This is a genomic window from uncultured Haliea sp. (assembly GCF_963973825.1).
GTDB lineage: Bacteria > Pseudomonadota > Gammaproteobacteria > Pseudomonadales > Halieaceae > Haliea.
The window spans coordinates 33,474-58,554 of record NZ_CAXBAE010000010.1 but is presented as its reverse complement, the minus strand read 5'-3'; the positions used below and the strand labels follow the sequence as shown (position 1 = coordinate 58,554).

20 protein-coding genes are annotated in these 25,081 nt (G+C 63.5%); 10 read left to right on the top strand and 10 right to left on the bottom strand.

What is annotated here, in order from left to right:
• The first annotated feature begins 13 nt into the window (after nt 1–13).
• Nucleotides 14–955 (top strand): alcohol dehydrogenase catalytic domain-containing protein, encoded by a 942-nt coding sequence (locus AACZ17_RS12335; RefSeq protein WP_290739886.1) that lies wholly within the window; start codon nt 14–16, stop codon nt 953–955.
• On the opposite strand, the gene AACZ17_RS12330 is transcribed toward AACZ17_RS12335, so the two are convergent.
• Entirely contained in the window at nt 945–2,198 is a 1,254-nt protein-coding gene (locus AACZ17_RS12330; protein WP_290739883.1) for an MFS transporter, read from the bottom strand. The genes AACZ17_RS12335 and AACZ17_RS12330 overlap by 11 nt on opposite strands.
• Nucleotides 2,199–2,349: 151 nt before the next feature.
• On the opposite strand from AACZ17_RS12330, the gene AACZ17_RS12325 reads away from it, so the two are divergent.
• Complete coding sequence (locus tag AACZ17_RS12325; RefSeq protein WP_290739880.1) at nt 2,350–2,709, top strand: EthD domain-containing protein; 360 nt, start codon at nt 2,350–2,352, stop codon at nt 2,707–2,709.
• Here the strand turns inward: AACZ17_RS12325 and AACZ17_RS12320 are convergent.
• Nucleotides 2,706–3,479 (bottom strand): Coq4 family protein, encoded by a 774-nt coding sequence (locus AACZ17_RS12320; RefSeq protein WP_339638344.1) that lies wholly within the window; start codon nt 3,477–3,479, stop codon nt 2,706–2,708. The two genes, AACZ17_RS12325 and AACZ17_RS12320, sit on opposite strands and share 4 nt — an antisense overlap.
• Before the next feature lie 189 nt (nt 3,480–3,668).
• Between AACZ17_RS12320 and AACZ17_RS12315 the strand changes: the two genes are divergently transcribed.
• The 4 genes from AACZ17_RS12315 to AACZ17_RS12300 all read left to right on the top strand — a co-directional run bounded on the left by AACZ17_RS12315 (nt 3,669) and on the right by AACZ17_RS12300 (nt 8,908).
• Entirely contained in the window at nt 3,669–3,947 is a 279-nt protein-coding gene (locus AACZ17_RS12315) for a hypothetical protein (RefSeq protein ID WP_290739874.1), read from the top strand.
• A 124-nt stretch (nt 3,948–4,071) separates the two neighbouring features.
• Nucleotides 4,072–5,034: an ELM1/GtrOC1 family putative glycosyltransferase gene (locus AACZ17_RS12310; RefSeq protein ID WP_290739872.1), complete on the top strand. Its 963-nt coding sequence runs from the start codon at nt 4,072–4,074 to the stop codon at nt 5,032–5,034.
• A 35-nt stretch (nt 5,035–5,069) separates the two neighbouring features.
• Nucleotides 5,070–6,596 (top strand): glutamate synthase-related protein, encoded by a 1,527-nt coding sequence (locus tag AACZ17_RS12305; protein ID WP_290739870.1) that lies wholly within the window; start codon nt 5,070–5,072, stop codon nt 6,594–6,596.
• On the top strand, nt 6,593–8,908 hold the full coding sequence (locus AACZ17_RS12300) for an EAL domain-containing protein (RefSeq protein ID WP_290739867.1): 2,316 nt from the start codon (nt 6,593–6,595) through the stop codon (nt 8,906–8,908). Before AACZ17_RS12305 ends, AACZ17_RS12300 begins: the two co-directional genes overlap by 4 nt.
• Before the next feature lie 16 nt (nt 8,909–8,924).
• Here AACZ17_RS12300 and AACZ17_RS12295 read toward each other — a convergent pair whose 3' ends face one another.
• The 4 genes from AACZ17_RS12295 to AACZ17_RS12280 form a co-directional block, all read right to left on the bottom strand.
• Nucleotides 8,925–9,197 carry a DUF3144 domain-containing protein gene (locus tag AACZ17_RS12295; protein WP_290739864.1) on the bottom strand — a complete coding sequence of 91 codons (273 nt, stop codon included), beginning with the start codon at nt 9,195–9,197 and terminating at the stop codon, nt 8,925–8,927.
• An 84-nt stretch (nt 9,198–9,281) separates the two neighbouring features.
• The gene (locus AACZ17_RS12290; protein WP_290739861.1) at nt 9,282–10,298 is read right to left on the bottom strand and encodes an amidoligase family protein; all 1,017 of its coding nucleotides are present in this window, start codon (nt 10,296–10,298) and stop codon (nt 9,282–9,284) included.
• A 1-nt stretch (nt 10,299) separates the two neighbouring features.
• Nucleotides 10,300–13,476: an efflux RND transporter permease subunit gene (locus AACZ17_RS12285; protein ID WP_290739859.1), complete on the bottom strand. Its 3,177-nt coding sequence runs from the start codon at nt 13,474–13,476 to the stop codon at nt 10,300–10,302.
• Entirely contained in the window at nt 13,473–14,579 is a 1,107-nt protein-coding gene (locus AACZ17_RS12280) for an efflux RND transporter periplasmic adaptor subunit (protein WP_290739857.1), read from the bottom strand. The genes AACZ17_RS12285 and AACZ17_RS12280 overlap by 4 nt, the downstream gene beginning before the upstream one ends.
• Nucleotides 14,580–14,751: 172 nt before the next feature.
• On the opposite strand from AACZ17_RS12280, the gene acnA reads away from it, so the two are divergent.
• Entirely contained in the window at nt 14,752–17,487 is a 2,736-nt protein-coding gene (gene acnA / locus AACZ17_RS12275) for an aconitate hydratase AcnA (protein WP_290739854.1), read from the top strand.
• A 15-nt stretch (nt 17,488–17,502) separates the two neighbouring features.
• Here acnA and AACZ17_RS12270 read toward each other — a convergent pair whose 3' ends face one another.
• Complete coding sequence (locus AACZ17_RS12270) at nt 17,503–17,931, bottom strand: CBS domain-containing protein (protein WP_290739851.1); 429 nt, start codon at nt 17,929–17,931, stop codon at nt 17,503–17,505.
• 175 nt (nt 17,932–18,106) lie between these two features.
• On the opposite strand from AACZ17_RS12270, the gene AACZ17_RS12265 reads away from it, so the two are divergent.
• Nucleotides 18,107–19,909 carry a DEAD/DEAH box helicase gene (locus AACZ17_RS12265; RefSeq protein WP_290739847.1) on the top strand — a complete coding sequence of 601 codons (1,803 nt, stop codon included), beginning with the start codon at nt 18,107–18,109 and terminating at the stop codon, nt 19,907–19,909.
• Between the two features lie 19 nt (nt 19,910–19,928).
• On the opposite strand, the gene AACZ17_RS12260 is transcribed toward AACZ17_RS12265, so the two are convergent.
• Together AACZ17_RS12260 and AACZ17_RS12255 are read right to left on the bottom strand one after the other, a co-directional pair.
• Nucleotides 19,929–20,792 (bottom strand): sulfite exporter TauE/SafE family protein, encoded by an 864-nt coding sequence (locus AACZ17_RS12260; RefSeq protein WP_290739845.1) that lies wholly within the window; start codon nt 20,790–20,792, stop codon nt 19,929–19,931.
• Nucleotides 20,785–21,603 (bottom strand): DUF3445 domain-containing protein, encoded by an 819-nt coding sequence (locus tag AACZ17_RS12255; RefSeq protein WP_290739842.1) that lies wholly within the window; start codon nt 21,601–21,603, stop codon nt 20,785–20,787. Before AACZ17_RS12255 ends, AACZ17_RS12260 begins: the two co-directional genes overlap by 8 nt.
• Nucleotides 21,604–21,810: 207 nt before the next feature.
• Between AACZ17_RS12255 and AACZ17_RS12250 the strand changes: the two genes are divergently transcribed.
• Nucleotides 21,811–22,764, top strand: a complete 954-nt coding sequence (locus tag AACZ17_RS12250; protein WP_290739839.1) for a surface lipoprotein assembly modifier — start codon at nt 21,811–21,813, stop codon at nt 22,762–22,764.
• On the opposite strand, the gene AACZ17_RS12245 is transcribed toward AACZ17_RS12250, so the two are convergent.
• Nucleotides 22,765–24,432: a S8 family serine peptidase gene (locus AACZ17_RS12245; protein ID WP_290739836.1), complete on the bottom strand. Its 1,668-nt coding sequence runs from the start codon at nt 24,430–24,432 to the stop codon at nt 22,765–22,767.
• Nucleotides 24,433–24,605: 173 nt separating this feature from the next.
• Between AACZ17_RS12245 and AACZ17_RS12240 the strand changes: the two genes are divergently transcribed.
• The gene (locus AACZ17_RS12240) at nt 24,606–25,067 is read left to right on the top strand and encodes an RNA polymerase sigma factor (protein WP_290739833.1); all 462 of its coding nucleotides are present in this window, start codon (nt 24,606–24,608) and stop codon (nt 25,065–25,067) included.
• Nucleotides 25,068–25,081: the final 14 nt, after the last annotated feature.

Below are 25,081 nucleotides of genomic sequence, written 5' to 3'. Positions count from 1 at the left end.
AGAAAGGTGCGGGATGAAAGCAGTACGCTGCCACAATCATGAAATACACGTGCACGACGTGCCGGCACCCAGCGGTGAAGGTGTGCGGGTGAAGGTGGCCGCGGCCGGCATCTGCGGCAGCGACCTGCACTTCTGGCAGGGCGGGTTTCCCGTGCCGTTCACCCTCGGCCATGAGATATCAGGCATCACGCCCGACGGGCGCTGGGTGGCCATCGAGCCAACCGTCTACTGCGGTCACTGCGAGCGCTGTGTGCGGGGTGACTACAACCTCTGCGTGCGCGGCAGCGATGCGGTGCTGGGGGTGGGCCGGGACGGCGGCATGAGCGAAGAGATCATCGTGCCCGAACACTGCCTGGTGCCCCTGCCGGGTGGCATCGCGGTGGAGGATGCCTGCCTGGTCGAGCCGCTGTCGGTGGCGGTGAGAGGTATCGCCATGGCGGGCATCAGCCATCGGCACAAAGTTGCGGTGATCGGCGGCGGCACCATCGGCCAGTGCGCCGTGGTGGTGGCGCGCCAGGTCAGTCCCCGGGTGCACCTGTTCGCACGCCATCCCGCGCAACAGCGCGCCGGCGAAATTCTCGGCGCGACGCTGGACGGCGCCACAGACGACTACGATCTGGTGATTGACTGCGCAGGAACGGATTCGGCGATGGCGCAGGCCGCCGACCTCTGCCGCCCCGGTGCCACCATCCTCATGCTGGCCTCCTACTGGGGCGGTTTAACCCTGCCGGCAATGCAGATGATGATGAAGGAACTGCGCACAGTCACCTCCATGGCACAGGCGCGTCAGGGGCTTGTGCGTGATGTGGATATCGCCGCCGCCACCCTCGCGGGGAACCCGCTGATCGCGCCCACCCTGATTACCCACAGGCTGCCCCTGGAGGCGGCCGCCGAGGCATTTGCGATTGCCGCCGACCGCAAGCAGGGTGCGATCAAGGTGGCCTTCAGCCCTTGACGGCCGCCCCTTCTGCGGGGCGCGAACCCGGGCCGCTGCGCTCGATCAACGGGATCATCACCACGGCCAGCAATAACAGCAGCACAAACGCCATGAAGGCCATGTCGTAGGACCCGGTAACATCACGGATCCAGCCCGCGAGGGGCGGTGTCAGCAGATTGAACGGGAGCAGTACCGGCGACATCAGCCCCATGACCCTGCCATAGTTGAGCACGCCGTAGATCTGGGCGAGCAACGAGCTCCACACCGGCAGCATGCCGCCGCCACCCAGCCCCAGAATCAGGCTGCCCGCAAGCAGCCTGGGCATGTCCGGTGTGCCCCAGAACAGCGCGAGGCCCAGCATCATCAACAGCATGATGGCGGCGAGCGCGAGCCGCACATCGAAGCGGTCGGCACACCACCCGAACAACAGCGTCCCGGGCACCGCCGCCAACGCCAGATTGGCAATCAGCATGGCACCCTGCTCGCGCGTGGCGCCGGTATCGAGGACAAACGGCGTCAGGCTGCCCACCGTAGCCGTGAACGCGGCGAACATGAAACCCACCGATACGGCGATTACCCAGAACGCCCGGTGCCGAATAATCGTGTCCGTGGAGTTGAAGCGCGCGCCGGTGTGTGCCTCGTGGTCAGCATCACCCTCCGGCAGCGGCGGCGTGTAACCTTTGACCGCCGGGCGATCGGCCGCCATCAGGGCCACGGGGACGGCAATCAGCGCAATCACCGCGGCAAATACCTGCAGCGCGACACGCCAGCCCAGCAGATCGGTCAGCCAGCTGATGAGTGGCGGAAACAGGAAGCCCCCGAAGGACGTCCCCGCCCCGGCAATACCCAGGGCGAGGCCCCGTTTGCGGGTAAACCAGCGTGCCAGCAGGGTGGACGCTGACAGTGGCCCCAGCAGCACATAACCGAAACAGAATATCAGACCGTAAACTGCCGGCACCTGCCACATGGCGGTGGTCATGGAAAGCAGCACGAAACCCAGGGCGGTCATCAGGATGGCGAAAATCATGATCAGGCGCAGTGACAGCCGATCGATGGCAATCCCCGCCATCGGCGACACAACGCCGGCCCCCAGCGTCATGCAGGTGAGACCCAGCATCAGCGCCATCCGGCTGGCGTCGAAGGTCTCGGCCAGGGGCACCGCGATCACACTGTAGGAGTAGCTGAGGGCACCGGCACCGGTGGCCTGGATCAGAAAAGCAACCACCAGCTGCAGCCAGGGCCAGTGCTGCGTGCGTATCATGCGCCAAGCGCCTCAAACAGGGTTTTCATGGTTGCATGCCTGTGCAGGATTTGATTTTTATACTACGGTTAATCTTAATGAGTGGATCGCGCGGGGGTCAAGGTAAACCGGACCCGCTCGATACGATTACCGCGAAGGGAGAGCAGGATTGATGTACAAGTCCATGGCGCTATTGAAGTGCAAGCCGGAACTGACCCGGGAACAGTTCATCGACTACTACGAAACGCGGCATGCGCCGCTGATCTGCGCGCTGCTGCCGGAAGTGTGCGGCTACCGACGCAACTTCATTCACAGCGAGGGAGCCTTTCTGAACCCGGGTGCCGCCACGCGCGACTACGACGTGATCACCGAACTGTGGTTTGCCGACCGCGCAGCGTATGAGGCCGCCATGGAACGTTGCGCCAACCCCGAAACCGCCCGCAGAATCGCCGAGGATGAAGAGCAGTTCCTGGACCGATCATGCACGCGCATGTTCGTGGTCGACGAGCACATCTCGACCCTCTCGCGCTAGACCCGCTGGACCTGTCCTGTCGCGACGACCTGGGAGTCGCCCGGCTCCCTGAAGCTCGCGAGCGTTTCCAGGTACCGCTGCGGCACCGGCATACCCAACCGGGCCCTGACCTCTGCCAGGGGATCCGCCAGACAATCCTCGAGCCGCAGCGCAGGCAGCCAACGCGATGCCCGGCCCAAGGCGGCGCCCTCCTCGATACAGGCATCCAGATCAACACCCGGAGGAAAGCGCCTGCGCGCGCTGTGGCGGGCCATGAAAACAATGAAGGCGATGCCCCGATTGTAGGTTTGTGTCGTCATAAAGGACAACAGGCACAGCTCACCCAGTGGATCGGGGCCGTACCCCGTGAGCACATGCTGGAGGTCATGGATGTCGCGCAGGCGGTCGGCGAGCCACTGTTCATCCTCGGTAAGCCCGGCATGTCGCTGTGAGGAAGCGCTGGCTGCGACCAGACCCTCTGCCGTGATGCCCTGGCGCTCCATCAGGTCGACATAGCTGCGACCCACCGTGCCCTCGGGCAGGGCTTGCAGCCGCGCACGATCGCAGAGCAGGGGCAGAATCTGCGCCCGGGATTCGAGCAGGCTACGGCCTTCGGGCGTCTGCCGCAGACGCGTCACCGCGCGGGCGATGCTGTCTCCCTTGAGCGCCTCGATAACCCGAAACACCTCCTCTGTTGCATCCGGGTTGGCGATCAGACGGCGCACCGACAACAGCGCCTGCAGCGGGCGGACTCGATTCGCCAGTATCCTTGAAACCGCTTTCAGCACCATCGTCGCTCCTGCCACAACACCGCGTGTCCCCTGCACCTCACCACTCCAACTATAGCAGTTCGCACTACCCTTATCATCGCGCCCACCGCCGCAATGCGACGTATTTCCATCAAACGCGACCGGTTGCTGTCATCGGGCAGCGCTGGCATCTACAGTGCAGGCAACACGATGACCAGGGAGGGTCCAGCCGTGCCAGTCTCCGACATTCCACCCCTGCGGGTAACAGGCCCGCGTGTGCTGCTCTGCGCTGTGGCCCTGCTGTTGCCGCATGCCAGCGCCGGCGCCCAGGAGCCGGACGCCAGCCTGGAAACCTGCCGCAAGCTGCAACAGAAAATTGAGCGTCTCGACGACCGGCGCCAGCACGGGGCATCAGCGAGCCAGATGGACCGCTGGAAGCGCCAGCGCAGCGATCTCAAGGATCGCTTCAACGCACTGCGCTGCCGCCACTGGGGCAACCGGCTGCGCTGAGTGAAACGACCGGTAAAGGGCTCTTTTTGCACTTTTTTGCCATTTGCCGTCCACAAGCAGCGACAGCGGCGCTAATCTGGGTCCTTGAACGTATAGCCACCATCAAACCAGGCCTCATCGATTCATGTTCAGGACCGCCAGGCAGATACCGCAACAGATTGTGACATACCGCGAGAGCGGGGGTGGCTGGCCGCGCGTTGTCTGGTGCATACACGACACCCGGGCCGGTCACCGGCAGCAGCTGCAAGGACTGGCACAGGCCCTGCAGATACAGCAGAACGCCGCGGTGTACTGGTTGCCCTACACCGCTTCTCCGCGCGGCCTGCCCCCACCGGAGCTGATTCTGGTGTGCGGCAGGCGCACCCACTGGGCGGGCCTGCGTGCACGCTGGCGGCATGGCGGCAAACTGGTGGCCCTGATGAACCCGGGCCTGCTGCGCCGGCTGTTTGATGCCTGCATCGTGCCGGAACACGATGGGCTGCGGGTCTCGCCTCGCACTATCGTCACGCGAGGCCCCCTCAATCCCCTGCAGCCCGCCGGACAGGGCGATCCACAACGCGGGCTGATACTGGTCGGCGGTCCGTCGCGTCACTTTCACTGGGATAGCGAGGGTGTACTGCAACAGATACAGCGACTGCGCAATGCACTGCCCGGGGTGGAGTGGCTGCTGGCCACATCGCGCCGCACGCCGGAGGACTTCGTCCACGCCCTGCGTACTGTTGCCGATCAACACTGTCGCGTGCTCACCGCCGCAGAGACCGCGCCGCGCGGCCTGGCGGCGCACTATCGGGAGCGCGGCATTGCCTGGGTAACAGCGGACAGCGCGGCAATGCTCTACGAGGCACTCAGCGGCGCCGCCGCCGTGGGCGTGCTGAACCTGCAACCCTGCGGGGCAAACCGGCTGCAGGCGGGGCTGGAGAAGCTCATTGCGCAGGGCGACGTGGCGGAACTGGAAACGGTTGAGCGCACGGGGGCCATGCCCGCCGCCCGCCCGCCCCTGCATGAAGCCCAGCGCGCGGCCGCTGCGCTGCGCGCGCGCCAGATCGCCTGGAGCCACGAAGGCCATTGCTCCAGACCGGACAAATAACGTACCTTTACCCCTGCACAGCAAAAGGGCAATGCATGGAAACCCTGAAACACTTCACCGCCGGTTTTCTCGACGCCTTCACTTTTCTTTTCGCGCTGGCGGTGCTGTGCCTGATCGTGGCGGTGTGCTGGATGTACATCGTTGATGTGCGCCAGACCACGCACAGTATTCGTCGCAATTATCCGGTGCTCGGCCGGTTTCGCTACTTCTTCGAATTCATCGGCGGCTTTTTTCGCCAGTACTTCTTCTCCCAGGATCGCGAAGAGCTGCCGTTCAACCGCGCACAGCGCTCCTGGGTCTATCGCGCAGCGAAGAACCTCGACTCCACGGTCGCATTCGGTTCCACCCTGCCGCTGAATCAACCCGGGGACGTTATTTTTCTCAACGCACTGATTCCGCCGCTGGATGAAGAAATACCGGCGCGGACGGCCATCGTTTTTGGCGAGGGTCATGCCCGCACGCCCTACAGCACCCTGTCCTTCTTCAACATTTCGGCAATGAGCTTCGGCGCCATTTCAGAGCCTGCGGTGCGCGCCCTGTCCCGCGGCGCAGCCAGGGCCGGCATCTGGTTGAACACCGGGGAAGGCGGCATCTCGCCCTTTCACTATGATGGTGGCTGCGACATTGTCTTCCAGATAGGCACCGCCAAGTACGGGGTGCGTGATGCGGAGGGCCGGCTGAGCGACGATCGGCTGCGGGAAATCGCCAGCCACGAGCAGGTGCGGATGTTCGAGATCAAGCTGTCCCAGGGTGCCAAGCCCGGCAAGGGTGGCATCCTCCCCGGGGCAAAGGTCACACAGCTGATTGCCACCACACGCGGTATTCCGGAGGGACAGGATTCCATCAGCCCCAATCGGCACCCCGAGGTGCGCACAATCGACGATCTGCTGGGCATGATCCGCCACGTGCGCGAAGTCACCGGCAAACCCACCGGCATCAAGTTCGCACTGGGAGAAAGCAGCTGGCTGGACGAGTTCTGCCAGCGCATCAATGAGCTGGGGCTGGACTACGCGCCGGATTTTGTGACCATCGACAGTGCCGATGGCGGCACCGGCGCGGCACCGCAGAGCCTGATCGACCTGATGGGACTGCCCCTGCGCAGCAGCCTGCCGCTGGTGGTCGACAAACTCCTGGAGTATGGGCTGCGCGGTCGCATCCGGGTGATCTGCTCCGGCAAGATGATCAACCCCTCCGGCGTTGCCGCTGCCCTGTGTATGGGCGCCGACTGCGTCAACTCTGCCCGCGGTTTCATGTTCGCGCTGGGTTGCATACAGGCATTGCAGTGCAACAAGAACACCTGCCCCACCGGCGTCACCACCCACGACCCCGACCTGCAGCGCGGCCTCGACCCCACAGACAAGGCAGTGCGCGTGGCAAGTTACGCCACCAACCTGATGCACGAGGTGGAAATCATCGCCCACTCCTGCGGCGTGCCAGAGCCGCGCCTGCTCGACCGGCGGCACGCCCGGGTCATCAATCCCCAGGGGCTGCCTGTGCCCCTGTCCGAGGTCTACATCTCACCGCAGGCCAGTAACGGCAGCAACACGAGGGCAATCCATTGACCGTCGCGGGCAGGATCAACCTGATGGTGGTCAGCACGGCCAGCGTCATGGCGCTGCTCATCCTCGTCAGCAGCGGCATCAGGGAGTATTTCGTGCTGCGCGATGGGCTTGTCCGCGAGCTGACCACCGAAATCACCCGGGAAACCGCGCTGGCCGCCGACCTGCAGCTGCGCGAGCGACGCACCCTGCATGACTTCCTGGAACGACTGCAGACCTTGTCGCCTGCCATCAGCTATGTGCGCATCGATACCGTGGACGGCATTGAAGTTGTGGAGCAGTCGCGCATTGAGGAGATCGAGGGCAAGCTGCCGCCGCTGAACGTATTGCGCGGCGGCGCGACCCATGCCGATACCGGCCTGTCTCCGCAGCGGGGTCTGCCGCCTCCGGAAGCGGCGCGCCTGATGGCCAGCCTGACCGGCGGCGAGCTGGTGTTGAATGCCTCCATCCCCATTCTGTCCGGGCTGAATCCACTGCGCGAGGACCTGACCCGCCGCGACTTCGGCGAGTCACTGGCACAACCCACCGGCAGCCAGTTCGTCGCTGGCTACGTGCATGTGGGCATCAGCCGCAGCATGCTGCTGGTCCTGCTGCTGCCCACCCTTGGCACACTGGCGGGCATCGCCCTGGGGCTGCTGCTGGTCGGCAGCCTCATCGTCACCCGCTACACACGCAAACTGACGGGACCGCTGGCGCGACTGGCGCGGATGGCCGATGACATTACCGCCGGCAACGTTGGCGAACCGCTGACCATAGACGGAGAAGGCGAGGTCAAGGAAATCGCCAATGTCCTGAACGCCATCATCGGCGGACTGCACAACTACAAGACCCAGATCGGCGTTGACCACCAGCTGCTGAGCATGAAGGTAGAAGAGCGTACGGCCCAGCTCTCCCAGCGCAACCAGGAGCTGAACCAGGCTGTGCGGCAGGTCACCGAGACCAAGGACCGCTTGCGCCAGATGGCCTATTTCGACAGCCTCACCTCGCTGCCCAATCGACGGCTCTTCACCGAACAGCTGGACCTGTTACTGCGCCTCAGCAAACGCAACAACGAGAAGCTCGCGCTGCTGTTTCTCGACCTGGACAACTTCAAACGCGTGAACGATTCCCTCGGGCACAGCGCCGGTGATGCGCTGCTGAAAGAGGTTGCACGGCGCCTGGCGGCCTGCGTCCGCGAAAGTGACGTGGTGGCCCACTTCGTTGATTCGGATTCGCGGATTGATGTGTCGCGACTGGGTGGCGATGAATTCACCGTGGTGCTGAATCAGGTGGAGGACGAACGGGCGGTGCGCACCGTGGCGCAGCGGCTGCTGGATACGCTGCTGCAGCCAGTGTCGATCGGTGACCACGAGCTGGTGATTACCCCCTCCATCGGGATCGCCATGGCGCCGGACCATGCCAGCGACCTCGAGGGACTGTTGAAGGCCGCTGACACCGCGATGTTCCACGCCAAATCCCAGGGCAAGAACACCTACATGTTCTACACCCGGGATATGGACGCTGCCGGCGTGGAGCGCCTGCGTCTGGAGACCGACCTGCGCAAGGCGCTGGAACGCAACGAACTGCTGTTCCACTACCAGCCCCAGGTCGACACGCGCACCGGGACAGTGATCGGCGTGGAAGCGCTGATTCGTTGGCAGCATCCCGAGCAGGGCATGATTCCGCCCTTCCGCTTTGTGCCTGTGGCCGAGGAAATCGGCCTGATTGGCGAACTGGGCAGCTGGGGCATCCGCCAGGCCTGTCGCGAGCTGGTGGATCTGCGACAGCAGGGCTATGCGCTGCCCAAAATCGCCGTCAACGTATCGGCCCTGCAGTTCACCCGGAATTTCTGCCCCATGGTGCGCGAAGCGCTGCAGACCAGTGGCCTGCCGGCTTCCTCACTGGAACTGGAGCTGACAGAAAGCATTCTGGTGGAGGACAGCGAAACCACCGTGCGCACGCTGCGCGAACTGAAAGCCATGGGCCTGCGCCTGTCAATCGACGACTTCGGCACGGGCTATTCCTCGCTGAGCTACCTGAGCCGCTTCCCGCTGGACGAGTTGAAGATAGACCGCAGTTTCGTTATCGATTTTGACAAGAGCGAGAACGATGCAAGCCTGGTACGCGCGATCATCGCGATGGGCCAGTCAATGAACCTGGATCTCGTCGCCGAGGGCGTGGAAACCAGCGAGCAGTTCAACTTCCTCACCACCCAGGGTGCGAGCGTCATCCAGGGCTACCTGTTCAGCCGCCCGGTCACGGCAGAGGAGCTGAAGCCGATGCTGGCACCGGGCTACTTCATGGAACAGATTCGCGAGATTCGCGCCGAGCTGTGATGCCTCCCCGAGGGTCTCAGGCGTCGCCCTGCCCCTCACCGGACTCCGCACGCTTCAGGCGCTGGATATTTTCCAGATTCTGCTTGTAGGCAGCAGCGACTTTTTCCACACCTGATGCATGCAAGCCGCCGGAATTGCCCGCCACAGAATAGGTGGCATATACCCCGGACGCAGTCATCAGCGCCGCGGAAACCACCCGCGTGGGCACGCCCTCGTTCTTCATGGTATTGGCCAGTGCGATGAATCGTTCCATGCACTGTTGATGGTTTTCTGCGTCAGCTGCACTCATGGCTAGGCATTCTCCTGAAAGTGATGCGCGCCAGTTTAGCACCAGAAGGGCCGGTATTCACCGGCACGGGGGCACAAACGCCGCCTAGCACAGCTCCGGCAGGAGAAATTCCGCGCTGGCCTGAGCCCAGTCCCCAAACAGCCCGCCGCTGATCCCCCCCAGATGCTCGCGGTAGCGACTCACCGCCGCCTCCAGCCGCGCGGGATCGCAGGCCAGTGCATCGACCTGCAGCCAGTCGCGCCAGGGCCGCGCCAGGGACCAGTTGGGATCATCGATCTCGCAGTTCGGCAGCCGGTAATGCAGCGTCGGGCGCGAGCCCACACGGTCGTCCGGGATCGCGGCGCGGACACGCGGCTGATCAAGATGGGAAAACAGCGGCAGCATGTCCAGCGCCCGGTTGCGCGTGGGATTGGCCGCCAGATAGTCCGCTATCAGCTGCTGCTCATCCGGGTTGTAATCCGGGGCGAGCAGCCGGCTGACATAGGATTTCTCGTAGGGATCAATGTAGGGGGTGATACGCCGGCTGACGTTCACCTTGCTGCGCATGCGGAGCCAGTCCGACAGGCAACAGAAGGCGCGCAGGTAGGCGAGAATGGTAGCCGCATCCAGGCCGGGCAACTCCGGGTTGAGATGCAGCCCGAAGGCATAATGCGGCGCATCGGCGGTGCCACGTGCACCGCTACGCTGCAGCACCTGCAGCAGGGCGCCCAGGCGCCAAAGGTCGGACATGGCGATGGGCGGGCTGACCACCTCAAACGGGACCAGTTGCTCCGCCGCCAGTTTGAGCATGTTCTCGCCCAGCGTGGCCAGCTCATCCGAGGCCACATCGGCCCGCTCGCGGCCGCGGCGCTTGAGCCACGCCGAGTCGAGCTCCACCTTGAAGTCACCCAGCTCGGTGTTCCTCACCAGGCTTTCGTAGGGGGACACCGTATCCAGTTCGCCGCCAAGCTGCTCGCGAATCAGGTTCGCGATCTGCTCCAGACGGATGCCGGAGAACTCCAGTTCCACGCCCACCCGGCGAGCGTCACCCTCTGCGGTGTGCAGCCTTGGAGGCAGCGGCCAGAGCGAGGCGCGGTAGTCGTTGTCCAGTGCGGATTTCATGTCATTCAGCACCTGTTGGCAGAGCGCGACGGCGCTGCTGCCACTGCAGCACAATCACTGTCAGAGCGGGCAGCAATGTCAGGGTAACAGCTGCGGAGCCCAGAATGCCAAACATGACAATGACGCCCACGCCGCGATACAGTTCCGTGCCGGCCCCCGGCAGCAAGACCAGCGGCGCCAGGCCACTCAGGGTGGTGATCGTAGACATGGCAATAGGTCGCAGGCGCGCGTCCACTGCCTCCTGCACGGCCGCTACCACCTCCATACCGGCGGCGCTCACATTGGCCACCGCCCGATCCACGATAAGAATGGGGTTGTTCACCACTGTTCCCATGAGGATCAGGAAGCCCAGCATGGAAATCATGTCAAAGGGCTGCACAATCTCCGCCAGACCGAACAGTGGCAGCCAGCCCCCCACTGCATTCAGCAACCACAGGCCAACCATGCCGCCCGCGATGCCCAGCGGAATAGAGGTCATGATCAACAGGGGATAGCCCCAGTGACTGAAGATCGCCACCAGCAGCAGGTACACAATCAGCAGCGCCACCAGGTAGTTGCCCAGCAGTGAGGCACGCGTGGCGTCCAACTGGTCCGCGGCACCGGAAATTGCCAGCGTCACCCCGGCGGGCACCTCCCCTGCCGCCATCAGGCCACCCACCACATCCTGACGAACAATCGCCACGCCGGTCTCCAGGGGTACCGACCTTGGCGGGATAATATTCAGCGTGACCGTGCGGCGCCCGTTGACTCGTCTTACCTGGGCGGTGTCCACCGTCTCGGTAATGCTGGCCAGCGAACCCAGCGGCACGACGGTCCCGACCGGCGTGTATACCGGAAGATGCGGCAAGGCGTCCAACGACCCGGACTGACCCGCCTCGCTGTACAGGTAGATGTCCACCTTGTCGTCGGCGAGGAAGAATTCATCGATATAGCTACCGTCGGTCAGCGCGGCCACGGTGAACCCGATCGCCTCGGCATCCAGCCCGAGTTCGGCGGCACGCTCCCAATCTGGTCGCACTTCGACCAGCGGCTGGGCCAGCGTCAGTGACGATGGCCGGCTCTGGATACGCGGATTCTCGAAGGCCGCGTCGGCGCGGCGGTAGGCGGCCAGCGCCACGGTATAAATGTCTGTCAACTCCGTACCAGACACATCCAGGTTCACGCTGCGCGTGCCGCCATCATTGCTGGTAATGATCGAGCCGCGTGCAGCAAAGGCGCGCATGCCGGGATACCTCTCGAACACCGCGGACAGCGCATCCATCAGGGCGTCCACATCCGCCGCATTGATCGGCTCGGCGATGATGCGCACCTGGTCGGGCGCAACGCGCATGTTCATGTAGGCCATGGCCGGCACGCTTGCCTCGCCGCGCCGGAATGCTGCAGGATCCGCGTCCACGTAGGGCAGCAACTCCCTGCGTACCTCTTCTGCGATGTCTGCCATCGCAGCAAGGTTGTATCCGGGGGGTGCGCTCATCAGGGCGAACACCTTGGGCTCCTCACCCTCGGGCAGGTACTCCGCGGCCGGCGTGAGAACCATCACCGCCAGCAGACTGGCGGTCGCCACACCGGCGACGCAGGCAACACGTCGACTGCCACGGGCCAGGAGCCAGGCGACGCCTTCCAGCGTGCGTGCGCGCAGGCGCCCTGCACCGCCCTCGCTGCTGCCGCTGCGCCCGAGGTTGAGGCGCGCTGCGGCGGCCGGCAATACGGTAATGGCGACCAGCATGGAAGCCAGGATTGCCGCCGAGATTGCGATCGCCACATCGGAATACAGCTGCCCCGCTTCCTCTTCCACGAAAATGACGGGGATGAACACCAGAATCGTCGTTGCAGTGGAGGCAAATACGGCGGGCCAGACCTGGCGCACACCCTCCACCGCGGCGCGCAGGCGGTTGGCACCCCGGCGGCGCTCCAGGGCGATGCTCTCCAGCACCACGATGCTGTTGTCCAGCGTCATGCCGATGGCGAAGGCAATGCCGGCCAGCGAGATGACGTTCACGGTGCGCCCCGCCAGAAGCAGGCCCAGAAACGCCACGATAATACACAGCGGCACGCCCATCACCCCGACCAGCGTGGCACGGGCAGAGCGCAGGAACAAATACATCACCAGCGTGGCAAACATCGCGCCCAGCAGAAGGTTCTGCCAGACGTTGCGCACCGAATCCTGCACGTAACGCACATCGTCCGAGACCGGCAACATCTCCAACCCGGCTGGGGCGAGCACTTCTTCATTGATGGCGTCCAGTTCAGCCATCATCGCCCGCTTTATGGCGATCACGTTGGAGCCGGATTCCCGCCGCACAGAGAGGAAAAGGTTGGTCTGGTCGTTGAAGAAAGACAGACTGCGCTGCTCAAAGCTGCCCAGTTTCACTTCGGCGACATCACTCAAGCGCGTAATTGCGTCGCCACGGCGCAGCAGAATCAGCTGCTCCAGCGCTGCCGCATCCTCGAAACGCCCGATGGTACGCAACAGGTATTCCCGCTTACCCGACTCCACGTCACCCGCCGAGCGATCGCGATTGCGCGCACGCACGGCCTCGCGCACATCGCTGAGCGTGAGGCCGCGTTGCGCCAGGCGAGCGGGGTCGATGAGAATCTGGATCTGCCGTTCCGCACCCCCTCCCACACCGACTTCGGAGACCCCCGGTACCCGGGCCATGCGCGGCTTTACTGTGTCTTCAATAAAATCCAGTGCCAGATCCACGTCCACCTGCCGCGGGTTACCGGGCAATGGCGTAATGCTGAAGAACATAAAGGCATTCGCCGAAAAGGAATTGGCGAAAATACGTGGCTCATCGACGTTCTCGGGGTAATCCGGCACCTGGCTCAGGGCATTGCTGACCCGAATCAGCATTTCGGTGATATCGGTGCCAAAAGGAAATTCCAGCTCGATTTCGGCACTGCCCGCGCGCGCAGTCGCCACGATGCGGGACAAACTGGGCAGATTGCGCAGGTACTCCTCCTGCTCGATAAGGATCTCTTTCTCCACGTCCTGCGGCGTCGCACCCGGCCAGGTGGTGCGGATGCTGATCACCCGGACATCGAGGTCGGGAATCATCTGCACAGGAATCCGCAGCGCCGCGATGATCCCCACCACCGTCACTATCAGCGCGACGACGGTGACCAGAATGCCCCGGGCGACGATGCGGTCAAAGAAGCCCGCTGCGCCCTCGGTCATTGCGCATCTCCCGTAGGCAGCAGAAGCAGCCCCGGCTGCAGGGCTTCATTGCCTCGCACCACCACCTGCTCGTTCGCCGCGAGGCCCTGCAGAATTTCTATCTGCCCGCCAAAGGCCAACCCGGTGGTCACGGTGTTCTCACGCGCGATCAGTGCATCGCCATCCGCCTCCGCTGTCCAGACAACTACCCGCCCATCCGGGTAGCGCACCAGCGCATCCCGCGGCACCGCGATACCCCGGCGCCCGGTGGCGAGGGCCAAACGCGCGCTGACCGACATTCCGGGCAACAGGCCGGAGCGGGCGTCATCAGCGGGAGCAATACGCAGCAGGAAGGTGCGCGCCGCGGTGTCGGCAACCGGCACCAGGCTGGCGACTCGGCCGGTCAGTTCCCGCGTGGGATCGGCGGCAGTGCTAAAAGTGAGTGGCGCGCCGACCTGCAGCGATGACAGATAATCCTCGGGGACGGCAAAATCCAGTCGCAGGTCGTCCAGCCCCACCAGGTCGAATACGGCCTGACCGGGGTTCAGCCATTCTCCACGTTCCGTGCGGCGCAGGCTGATCACCCCGGGGAATGGTGCACGCAGCGTATGTCGGTCGAGCAATGCCTGCGCCAGCGCCGCCTCTGCGGTCACCTGTTGCAGCTGCGCCCGTGCCGCATCACGGTTCGCGGCCAGTTCGCGCACCGTGGTCTCGGCAATGCCTCGCTGGGGGAGCAACGACTCTGCCTCCTGCAGGCGCCGTTCGGCATCCCGGGCGCGCACCTGCGCCTGGGCCACCGCAGCTCTGGCGGCTGCGTGGCGCAGTTCGGCCAGCTCTGCATCCATGCGCAACAGGACATCGTCCCGGGCCACCTTGGCGCCAGTGTCGACGAGGATATCCTGCACCAGTCCTGCGGCGGCAACCGACAGACTCGCGTTGTGCTGCGCCGTGACTGTGCCCGTCAGGCGCAACTCACGCAGGATCTCGGTCGTCTCGACCGTGGTCAGGCTGACGCGAACACCCGCGTCCGCCATGCACACGGCCGCCACAAGCCAGAGCAACAGCGCGCCACTGCGCCCCCGCCTGAATCTGGCCCGTCCCGATTGTCCTGTCCCCTGCTGCACGCTGCTCTCCCGATTTTCACCTGCATTTGCCGGCCCCCGGCGTTCGCCGGCGACAGGCTGGATACGCGCTCCGCGGCAAATCGTCTCAGTCTGCCAGATACGCCGACCTGTGCTAGGGTAACTGAACGGGACACAAGGTTCCCGCTTGTTCACCCGAATGAGAGGCATTGCCATGAGCACAAAGTACCGCAAGGAAGCGTCCCTGGATGTGGACGGCACACAGTATACGATCTTCCCCTTAGACGCCGCCGGCGGTGACACGCAAACCCTGCCCTACTCGCTGAAGCTGCTGCTGGAAAACCTCCTGCGACATGGCAACGAGCCGTTTGTCACCGACGCCGACATCGAAGCCCTGACGCGCTGGGACCCAAGCGCGCCGCCCAGCCAGGAAATTGCCTTCGTTCCCGCGCGTGTGCTGCTACAGGATTTCACCGGTGTACCCGCCATTGTTGACCTGGCGGTCATGCGCGATGCCATGGTGGACCTGGGTGGCGAGCCCGGAAAAATCAACCCGCTGTCCCCGGTGGAACTGGTCATCGATCACTCGGTGATGGTGGACCATTTTGGCGGCGAGGACTCCCTGGAGCGCAACACGGCGATTGAGATTGAGCGCAATCGTGAACGCTACCAGTTTCTGCGCTGGGGGCAGGAGGCCTTCGCGAATTTCAAGGTTGTCCCCCCCGGCACGGGCATTGTGCACCAGGTCAACCTCGAGTTCCTGGCGCGGGGCGTGTTCAGTGCGGAGCAGGACGGCCGCACGCTGGCCTACCCGGATACCCTGGTGGGCACCGACTCGCACACCACCATGATCAACGGCCTGGGCGTGCTGGGCTGGGGTGTGGGCGGCATCGAAGCCGAAGCCGCAATGCTGGGACAGCCGGTCACCATGCTGATCCCGGAAGTGGTCGGCTTCCGTCTGCAGGGCCAGCTGCCGGAGGGCGCGACAGCGACCGATCTGGTGCTCACCGTGACAGAACAGCTGCGCAAGCACGGCGTGGTGGGCAAGTTCGTCGAGTTTTTTGGCCCCGGCCTCGCTCACCTGAGCCTGGCTGATCGCGCGACTATCGCCAACATGGCGCCGGAGTACGGCGCGACCTGCGGCATTTTCCCGGTCGATGAGGAGACCGTACGGTATCTGCGCCTCACCGGCCGCAGCGACGACCAGCTGCGGCTGGTCGAACGCTACATGAAGGCCATGGGTCTCTGGCACGATGCGGACAGCGTGGAGGCGCGCTACAGCGCCACGCTGACGCTGGACCTGGGCGATGTCGAGCCCTGCATCGCGGGCCCGAAAAGACCCCAGGATCGCGTCCCCCTGCGCAAAGCCAAACAGGCATTCACACAGGTGCTGCGGGAATTCCAGGAGCTCACGGTAGTCTCCGAAGACGAAGGCGGCTGGGAGCAGGAAGGCGGCACCGTCAGTGACGAGGAAGCGACGGCCCTCAATGGCATAACCGTGCAACGGGGCGATGAGTCGTTCCAACTGCAGCACGGAGCCGTGGTGATCGCGGCCATTACCAGCTGCACCAACACATCTAACCCCGCCGTGCTGGTGGCGGCCGGGCTGATTGCGCGCAAGGCCCGCGCCCTCGGCCTGCGGTCACGCCCCTGGGTCAAGACAAGCCTCGCCCCGGGTTCCAAGGTGGTCACCGAATACCTGGAGAAAACCGGGCTGATGGATGACCTGGAGGCCCTGGGTTTCTATCTCGTCGGCTACGGCTGTACCACCTGTATCGGCAACTCGGGGCCGCTGCCTGATGACATCAGTGCGGCGATTGCCAAGGGCAACCTGCTGGTCACCTCCGTGCTTTCGGGAAACCGCAACTTTGAAGGGCGCATTCACCAGGACGTTCGCGCCAATTATCTTGCGTCTCCACCGCTGGTCGTGGCCTATGCGCTGGCCGGCAACATGGATGTCGACCTGCTCAACGATGCGCTGGGGCACGACGCCGACGGCAACCCGGTGACGCTGGCCGATCTGTGGCCGAGCAATGCGGAGATTCGCGACATTGTGGGCGATGCCGTCGATGCCACCATGTTCCGGGAAAAATACGCCGACGTATACAGCGGCAACACCACCTGGAACGACCTGCCTGTTGCCGACAGCGAGCGCTATCCGTGGCCGGAATCCAGCTACGTGCGCAAACCGACCTTCTTCGATGACATGCCGCCGCAGGCCGACGCGGTACGCGGTATTGAGGCGGCCCGCTGCCTGGTCATGGTGGGCGACAGCGTCACCACCGATCACATCTCCCCCGCGGGCGCCATTGCGCCTGACAGTCCGGCGGGGCAATACCTGCAGGAACGGGGCATCGACGTCGACGACTTCAATTCCTATGGTTCACGCCGCGGCAACCACGAGGTGATGATGCGCGGGACCTTTGCCAATATCCGGCTGCGCAACCAGCTGGCCCCTGGCACCGAGGGCAGTTGGACCACCTGCTTTCTCAACGACGAGCAGATGTCCATCTACGATGCCGCGGAGCACTACCGTGAACAACGGGTTCCGCTGCTGGTTATCGCAGGCAAGGAGTACGGCACCGGCTCATCGCGGGACTGGGCAGCGAAAGGCCCCTCATTGCTCGGGGTGCGCGCGGTGATTGCGGAGAGCTTCGAGCGCATTCACCGGTCCAATCTGGTCGGCATGGGTATCCTGCCGCTACAGTTTGCCGACGGAGAGTCCGCTCAAACCCTGAACCTTACGGGCAGGGAGGCATTCAGTATCGGCGCGGTGAAACCCGGGCAGAAACACGTCGCGGTGCGGGTGCGCAATGCGGCGGGCGAGGACCGGGAGTTTCAGGCCCTGATCCGCATTGATACGCCGAATGAATTCAGCTATTACCGACACGGGGGTATTCTGCACTACGTGCTGCGCAAACTCGCCGGCACGGCGGACGAGGGCGAGTAGAGCTGCCTGCTGCCGCTAGCGGCGCCGGTCCTGCAACCGGCGCCGGGAGTGCTCCATCAGCGCCCAGAGGATGTTCCGCGAGCTCACCTGCCCGACCAGCACACCGTTTTCCACAACGGGGCGGCGGCGCTGACGGGTCTCCAGCATGGACTGGGCCACTTCGACGATACTGTCCTGCGGGCCGCAGGCGTTCACCTGGCACGTCATAACCTCGCTGACCAGGGCGTGTTCCGGATCCCCGTCGTTATAGATCGCCGCCAGTATGCCGCGCAGGCAGTCCAGCTCCGACAGCACGCCCTGCACCGCTCCGCTGGCATCCGTGACCGTGAGTCCTGTGAGACCGTGCTCGGTGATGATGCCCACTGCCTCGACCAGGTTGGCGTCCGGACGTATGGTCAGGGGCTGCCGGTGCATGCAGTCGTTGACGGTGCTGGGTTGGGTCATGGCGAGTTCTCCGCGCGTTGCTGATTCACTCACGAGTATAGCTGAGGGGGCCGCGGACGGAAGTCAATCATCGCCGGTGAACACGGCATATTCACGCCACCTCCGCGTTGTTGTGGCTCCGTATGCCTGTATACTATCCCCCCGATTGCAGTTCCATCCCCAAGGTATTCTCCCCATGACCGCCGAACTCTCCGACGCGACTCGCTTCGCGGACCTGAACCTGCCCGATTTCCTCCTCCGCGCACTGACCGATGTCGGCTATGAAACCCCGTCAGCCATCCAGGCACGCACCATACCGCCACTGCTGTCGGGCAGCGACCTGGTGGGCCAGGCGCAGACGGGTACCGGCAAAACCGCTGCCTTTGCCCTGCCGCTGCTGGCAAAGCTGGATATCAAGCAGAAAACCCCGCAGGTCATGGTGCTCACACCCACCCGGGAGCTGGCCATTCAGGTTGCCGAAGCGTTCCAGAAGTACGCTACGCACTTGCCCGGGTTTCACGTGCTGCCCATCTACGGCGGCTCCGACTACCGTGGGCAACTGCGCCAGCTGCAACGTGGTGTGCACGTCATTGTCGGCACACCCGGCCGCGTAATGGACCACATGCGTCGCGGCTCACTGGACCTGGGTGGGCTGCGCTCGCTGGTACTGGATGAAGCGGACGAGATGCTGCGCATGGGCTTCATCGATGACGTCGAGTGGATTCTGGAACAGACACCGCCGACCCGGCAGGTCGCGCTGTTCTCCGCCACCATGCCCACAGCCATTCGACGTATCGCACAGCATCATCTGCAGTCACCACAGGAAATCACCATTCAGGTGACCTCCATGGCCAATTCGTCGATTCGACAACGGGTATGGATGATGGCCGGTGTGCACAAACTCGATGCACTGACGCGCATACTCGAAATGGAGGACTTTGATGCCATCATCCTCTTTGTGCGCACCCGCATCGCCACGACCGAATTGGCGGAGAAGCTCTCAGCGCGCGGCTATTCAGCGGCGCCGCTGAACGGCGACATCCCCCAGCAGCAACGCGAAAAAACCGTCGAGCGGCTGAAAAACGGCAACCTCGATATCCTGGTGGCCACCGACGTCGCCGCCCGCGGACTGGACGTGGAACGCATCAGCCATGTCATCAACTATGACATCCCCCAGGATGTGGAAGCCTACGTGCACCGAATCGGCCGCACCGGCCGGGCCGGACGCAAGGGCGAAGCCATTCTGTTTGCGGCCAACCGCGAGCGGCGTCTGCTCAAGGCCATTGAACGGGCCACGTCGAACATCATTGAACCCATGCAGTTACCGAGTGCGCAGGAAGTGCAGGACAAGCGCAGCGATCGCTTCAAACAGCAGATCACGGCCACCCTCGACACCCGCGACCTGGACGCAGCGCGCAAACTGGTCAGCGACTACCAGCATGAGTACGGTGTGCCCATGGTTGACGTGGCTGCCGCGCTGGTCCTGTTGGCGGGCGGCGGCAAGGCAGACGTGGCCGGGAAGACGCAGGACAGTGCCCCGGCGGCTGCGAGCGGACGTGACAAGCCAGCGCGTGCCGAGCGACCTGCCCGGGAAGAGCGCGAGGCCCGTGAGCCCCGGGAGCGTCCGCGCCGACAGGAGCGTGACAGCGAGCTGTCAAAGGGCATGGAGCGGTTCCGCATCGAGGTGGGCCACAAACACGGCGTCAAGCCCGGCAACATCGTGGGCGCTATTGCCAACGAAGCCGACATCGACAGTGAGCACATCGGCCGCATTATCATTCACGATGAGTACAGCACAGTCGACCTCCCCGAGGGCATGCCAGCCGAGATCTTCGACCACCTTCGCGGCGTCTGGGTCAGCGGGCAGAAACTGAACCTGCAGCGAGATTCATCCGCCGCCCACGCAGCCGACGGCAAACCTGCGACGGCCCGCAAGCACAGCAGCAAACCGGGATTGAAGCCTGGCAAAAAGCCGGCGAAGCGCAAGCCCCGCGCCTGAGTGCGGGGCCTGCGCGCGGTCAGCCCATGGACTGGCTGACCATGCGCACCAGACCCACGACGCTGACCGTGAGCAGGCCCACACCGAGTACGCGAAAGAACACAGCGGTATCAGCACGCAGGGTATAGGCGTGAAAACGCAGACCCAGGACATGGCCAATCGCGGCGCAGGGGAGCAGCCAGAGGTGCTGCCGCCACTGCAGGTCGACGCCGGTCCAGGCGAACGCCGCCAGCTTTATCGCAACCAGCACAAACCAGAGCACGAACAGGGTGTCGCGCAGTTCGTGTCGGGCAACCCGACTCGCCGCCACCGGCACGACCAGCGGCGCCGCAATCAGTGAGGTGCCGCTCACATATCCCCCCAGCATGAGCAGGGCGGCGTCGACACGCGGACTGTTGCTTTTGAACGGGCGTTGCAGGATATAACTCACCGCGTAGGCCCCGACCACCAGAAAGATGAAACTGCTGACCACCGTCGCCGGCAGGGTGAGCACGCCGGCTACGCCAATCAGCTTGGGGACCAGCATCAAGGTAAAGGCGTAGCGCAGGAACGGCCAATTCACCGTGCCCGCAGCCTCGGGAGCCGCTACGTCGTCGTGCCGGGCGTCGCTGCGCCGGGCGTCGTCGCGCCGGGCGTCGCTGCGCCGGGCGCCGCCGCGCAGTGCCCGGCGCGCCCGCAGATGGGCCTGCAGGATGGTCAATCCTGAGAAGAACAGCAAGTGCACGGAGATGATCGGCAGGTAGACCAGCGGTGCGTTGTATACCATGAGCAGGAAGGGCAATGTCAGCACCGCGCCGCCAAAACCGAGACCCGAACGCACGAAGCCCCCCCAGACAAACAGCAGGCCGATCAGCGTCATCTGCCACCAGACGAGGTCAGACATAGGTATTCCGCAGGTCGTCCAGGTCATCCTGCAGGCGATCGAATCCCTTGTAGACCGCCAGTGCCGGCGGGCAGGCGTCAATGGCCTGCACCAGAGCCTGCAGCGCGCCGGGCACCGCCTCCAGGCTGCTCAAGGGGCTCAGATACACCCGTATCGTAAACAGGACAGCTCCGGTGCCGGGCAATCGGTACAATGTCTGGCGCTCACAACGATAGTGCAGGACGCCTTCGGCCGCCACGCTATCCCTGGCGCAGAGCGCAGCTCCCCGCTGCAACCCCCAGTTGAAGCGCTCGACCGGACGCGCAGCGTGAAGGTGCTGGAGAAAGCGTGCCACACGCGGCTGCAGTGCAGCGTTAAACCCCGGGATGGGGCCGTGAATCGTGGACAGCGGCTGCTCGAATTTCTCCTCCAGACGCCAGTGGCTCGGGCTGCATAAACTTGCAGCAGTCAGCACATACTCGTCACCCCGGGGTTGCAGGAGCAACAGGTCGTCCGCCACTGCCAGTGATATCGCCCACAGCGGCTCCGGGTGCTCCTCACCGATATCGACGGCGTACTCCCCGCAATCCAGTTTTGGTCCGGCACGACGGTAGAGATCGGGATGATCACGTACCAGGTGCGTGGCCAACAGCGTGCTCGCCTCGCGCTGTGCCGGCAACGATTCCGGCGTAGCGCAACAAACACGGCTGCCGAGACGGGCACGTACCGCCTGCTTGTGCGCGTGCCAAAACGGGAGCGCTGCATCGGGCTCTATCCACCGCTGCGCATCAAGTGGCGCAAGCCCCATGCTCAACACCTGCGAGTTGCTCATGTGCGGTAGGTACGGTATTGGCGAGGGCACGGGATAGCGATCTCTGGGCTGCAATCGTCGAAGCGCATTCTGCGCCGTTGCGTCGGCGGGAGCAAATTACGCTCACCGACGCTGAGCATAGGCGAGAGTACCGCGCAAGCCCTTGTCGCAAACGCCGCCATTGGTTAGTCTCGCGTTTCCGTCTCGACCACCATCAGGACCCTTGGCATGCCACAGCCGAGATTTAACCTGGCCGGAGTCGTCGCCCTGACTGCGTGCTTGATGTCCCTGGGTGCCGCAGCCGAAGAGGACACCAGAACCGAAAGCACTCCGCCAACGAGCTATTTTGCCGAGTTGGGCGTAGGTGCCGAGTACGATACCAACGTCACCATTGATGAACTGGATGCCAGCACACGGGAAGGGGATTCCGCGGTAACCGTTGAAGGCAAATTGGGTATGCGCACTTATTTCAGTCCCGAGACTGACCTGCGCCTGACCTACGACTTCAACCAGGATATGTACCAGGATTTTTCAGACCTGAACCGGCAAACGCATATCCTTGGCGCCAACCTGAAAACCCAGGCGGGTCGCGTTGACGCCGGATTCTCCACGTTTTATGTCAATTCACTGCTGGACGGCAACGGCTTCCTGGAACTCTACAGGGCGTCACCTTATGTCTCCGGCTTCCTCAGCCAGAAGTGGTTCAGCAGGGCCGCCTATGTCTTCTCCGACAAGCAGATCAAGGAGCGTGCAGAGCGCGACGCCACCACGCACACGGGGGAAATCGATGTCTATTTTTTCGCGCGCGGCTTGCGCAGCTACTTCAATATGGGTTACCGGTTCCGTTCTGAGGACGCCAACCTTGAGCGTCTGGATTTCACATCCCACGCTGCCAAGCTGCGCTACATACGCCGGGTCGATGTTGGTGAGAAAGTGCTCAAGCTGGAAATGGCCTACCGCTATGAAAACCGCGATTACAGTGGACTGACGCCTGGAATAGGCAGCATAGAGGGAGAGCAGCGTCGGGATGAGCGGCATCGGGTGCAGCTGGACCTGGAGTACCCGCTGTCAAAACAGGGCGCGCTGCAGCTCTACTTCGCCTACGGGGACTACCGCTCCAACTTCCAGATCAGCGACTTCGAACAGGGCATTGTCGGCAGCCGCTATGTTTATCGCTGGTAATCAGCCGTTTACGCGCAACACCCCGTAGCCGTACACATCATCGCGCCCGGGCACACCCTCGTCCTGCACACTGCTGAGCAGCGCTTCCCGCACATCTTCATAAGGCGACAGCAGACGCAAACGGGCAGCGGCGGTAGCCACAAACGGCACGGCAAAGGACGTGCCTGACGAGGTGGCATAGCCACCGCCGGACCGCGCATGCAACAGGCCGACACCCGGCGCCGCCAGGTCAACATAGTCGCCGCGGTTCGCCAGCCTGAACACGCGCCCGTGGGCATCGACTGCCGTCACTGCCATGACTGACGGATAGGCGGCGGGATACATGGGTTTGGCCATGGGACCACCGTTTCCCGCTGCAGCGAGAATCAGCACGCCACGCGACGCAGCGCGGCTCAGCGCTTTCTCCAACAGGCGATTGGGTGGCCCCGCCAGAGAGATGTTCACCACGTCGACGCCGGATGAGATCAACCAGTCGAGGGCACGCACCAGACTTACGGTGCTCGCGATTTCACCGCGCGCCGCGTCCTGCTCGAATACGGCGGCGGCATAGAGTTCAGCGCTGGGTGCCAGGCCGAGGTAGTCCGCATCCCGACCGGTGAAGATCGAGGCAATGGCCGTACCGTGGAAGGCAGGCAACGTGGCCCCTTCCGTGGCGAACGCACGGCTGTGAATATTGGCCTTCTGCAACGCGGGGTGCGCGGTATCCACCAGACTGTCAATCATGCCCAGACGCAACGCCAGATCGTCCATTCCCGCAGGAAAATGCAATACATTGCGCGGTCTCGCGCCTTCTACCGTATGGTGCACCGGAGCGCTCGCCGTATAAATGTGGTTCAAATCCACTTCGGCGCGCCCGCGCCCCACGACATCGATGACACCTTCACGCACATCATAGATTTCAAAGCTGGAAGGGGCTTCCACTTCTGCCAGCAGCAACCCCATACCCGGCAAGTCTGTCACGCGGTCAAATAGGTATCCCTTGACCGCCAGCTCGTCGAATACCTCGGGCTCTGCCATCACCAGCCACTGCTGTGTCTTGATGCGCGCCTCATCGATCTCCAACTGACTTTCGAGATCCTCTAGCACAGTCGCGATTTCGCTTTCCAGACGATCTTCAATCGCCGCCGCGATGCCGACCTCAACCTGGCCCTCGACCGACGCGGTTACCGTCTGCTCCACGGTTTCTTCAACCGATTTTTCAACCGCACTGGCAACATTCTGCTCAACGGAGGTTTCCACGGAATCCTCTACCGCACCCGCCACCGACTCTTCAACCGTGCTTTCGACGGCGTCTTCCACCGACTCTTCCACGCTGTCGGCGACCGTTTCCTCAACCGATTTCTCCACCGAATCGTCGATCGTTTCCTCGATGGAATCCTCGATGGAGTCCTCAATGGTTTCTCCCACCGCCTGGTCAACGGCTACCTCGAGCTCTTCCTCGATATTCTCGACCACTTCCTCTTCGACGTTTTCCGCGACCTCCTCCTCGATGGATTCTTCGAGATACTCCTCGAACTCCTCTTCATCGAGGCAGCAGGGAACCTGCGCCAACGCCTGGGTGGGCGCCAGCGCGAACAGCACAGAGGCAAGCACACAGGCCGGGAAGGACAGCATCGCGGCACGCAGCGGGGAACACGCTGCGAGTGCCATACGTTGAGAAGCGGACATTACGGTAGACTGTCGCACAGCTTTCACCCTCCACATGGCCAATGCCATCTATAGTAAAGACGAATCATAGCGCGATTAATTCCCCCAAATGGAATAGAATCCGGCGGCTAATCGTCATCTCCAGTAACAGGATCATTATGCCATCGCTGAGCCACTCACAGCGAGAAGTTCTGATGGCAGAACTGAGCAATTTGCGTCGGTTCTGCCTGTCACTGAGCGGGACGTCGGCTGACGCTGACGATCTGCTGCAGATGACCGTAGAGCGCATCCTGGAGAAGGGTATGCCCGATGATGCCGATGCGGCGAAATGGGCGTACCGGGTGTGCCGGAACGCCTGGATTGATGAACTTCGCTCCCGCGAGGTCCGCCAGCGTTACCCGCTGCAGATGGCGTGGGACACCGATGAAGCGCCGTCGGCCGAGGACGACGCGGACAGCGAGCGTGCGCTGGAAGCGGTCGCGCTGGCGCTGGATGCCTTGCCGCCCGAGCAGCGCATGGCCCTGTCGCTGGTTGCGGTGGAAGGCAAAAGTTACGCCGAGGCAGCCGACATATTGGAGGTGCCCGTCGGCACCATCATGAGCAGGGTGGCCCGGGCGAGGGCGCAGCTGCTGAAAAACCGGGAGACCCCGGAATGAGGACGATGTGAAAG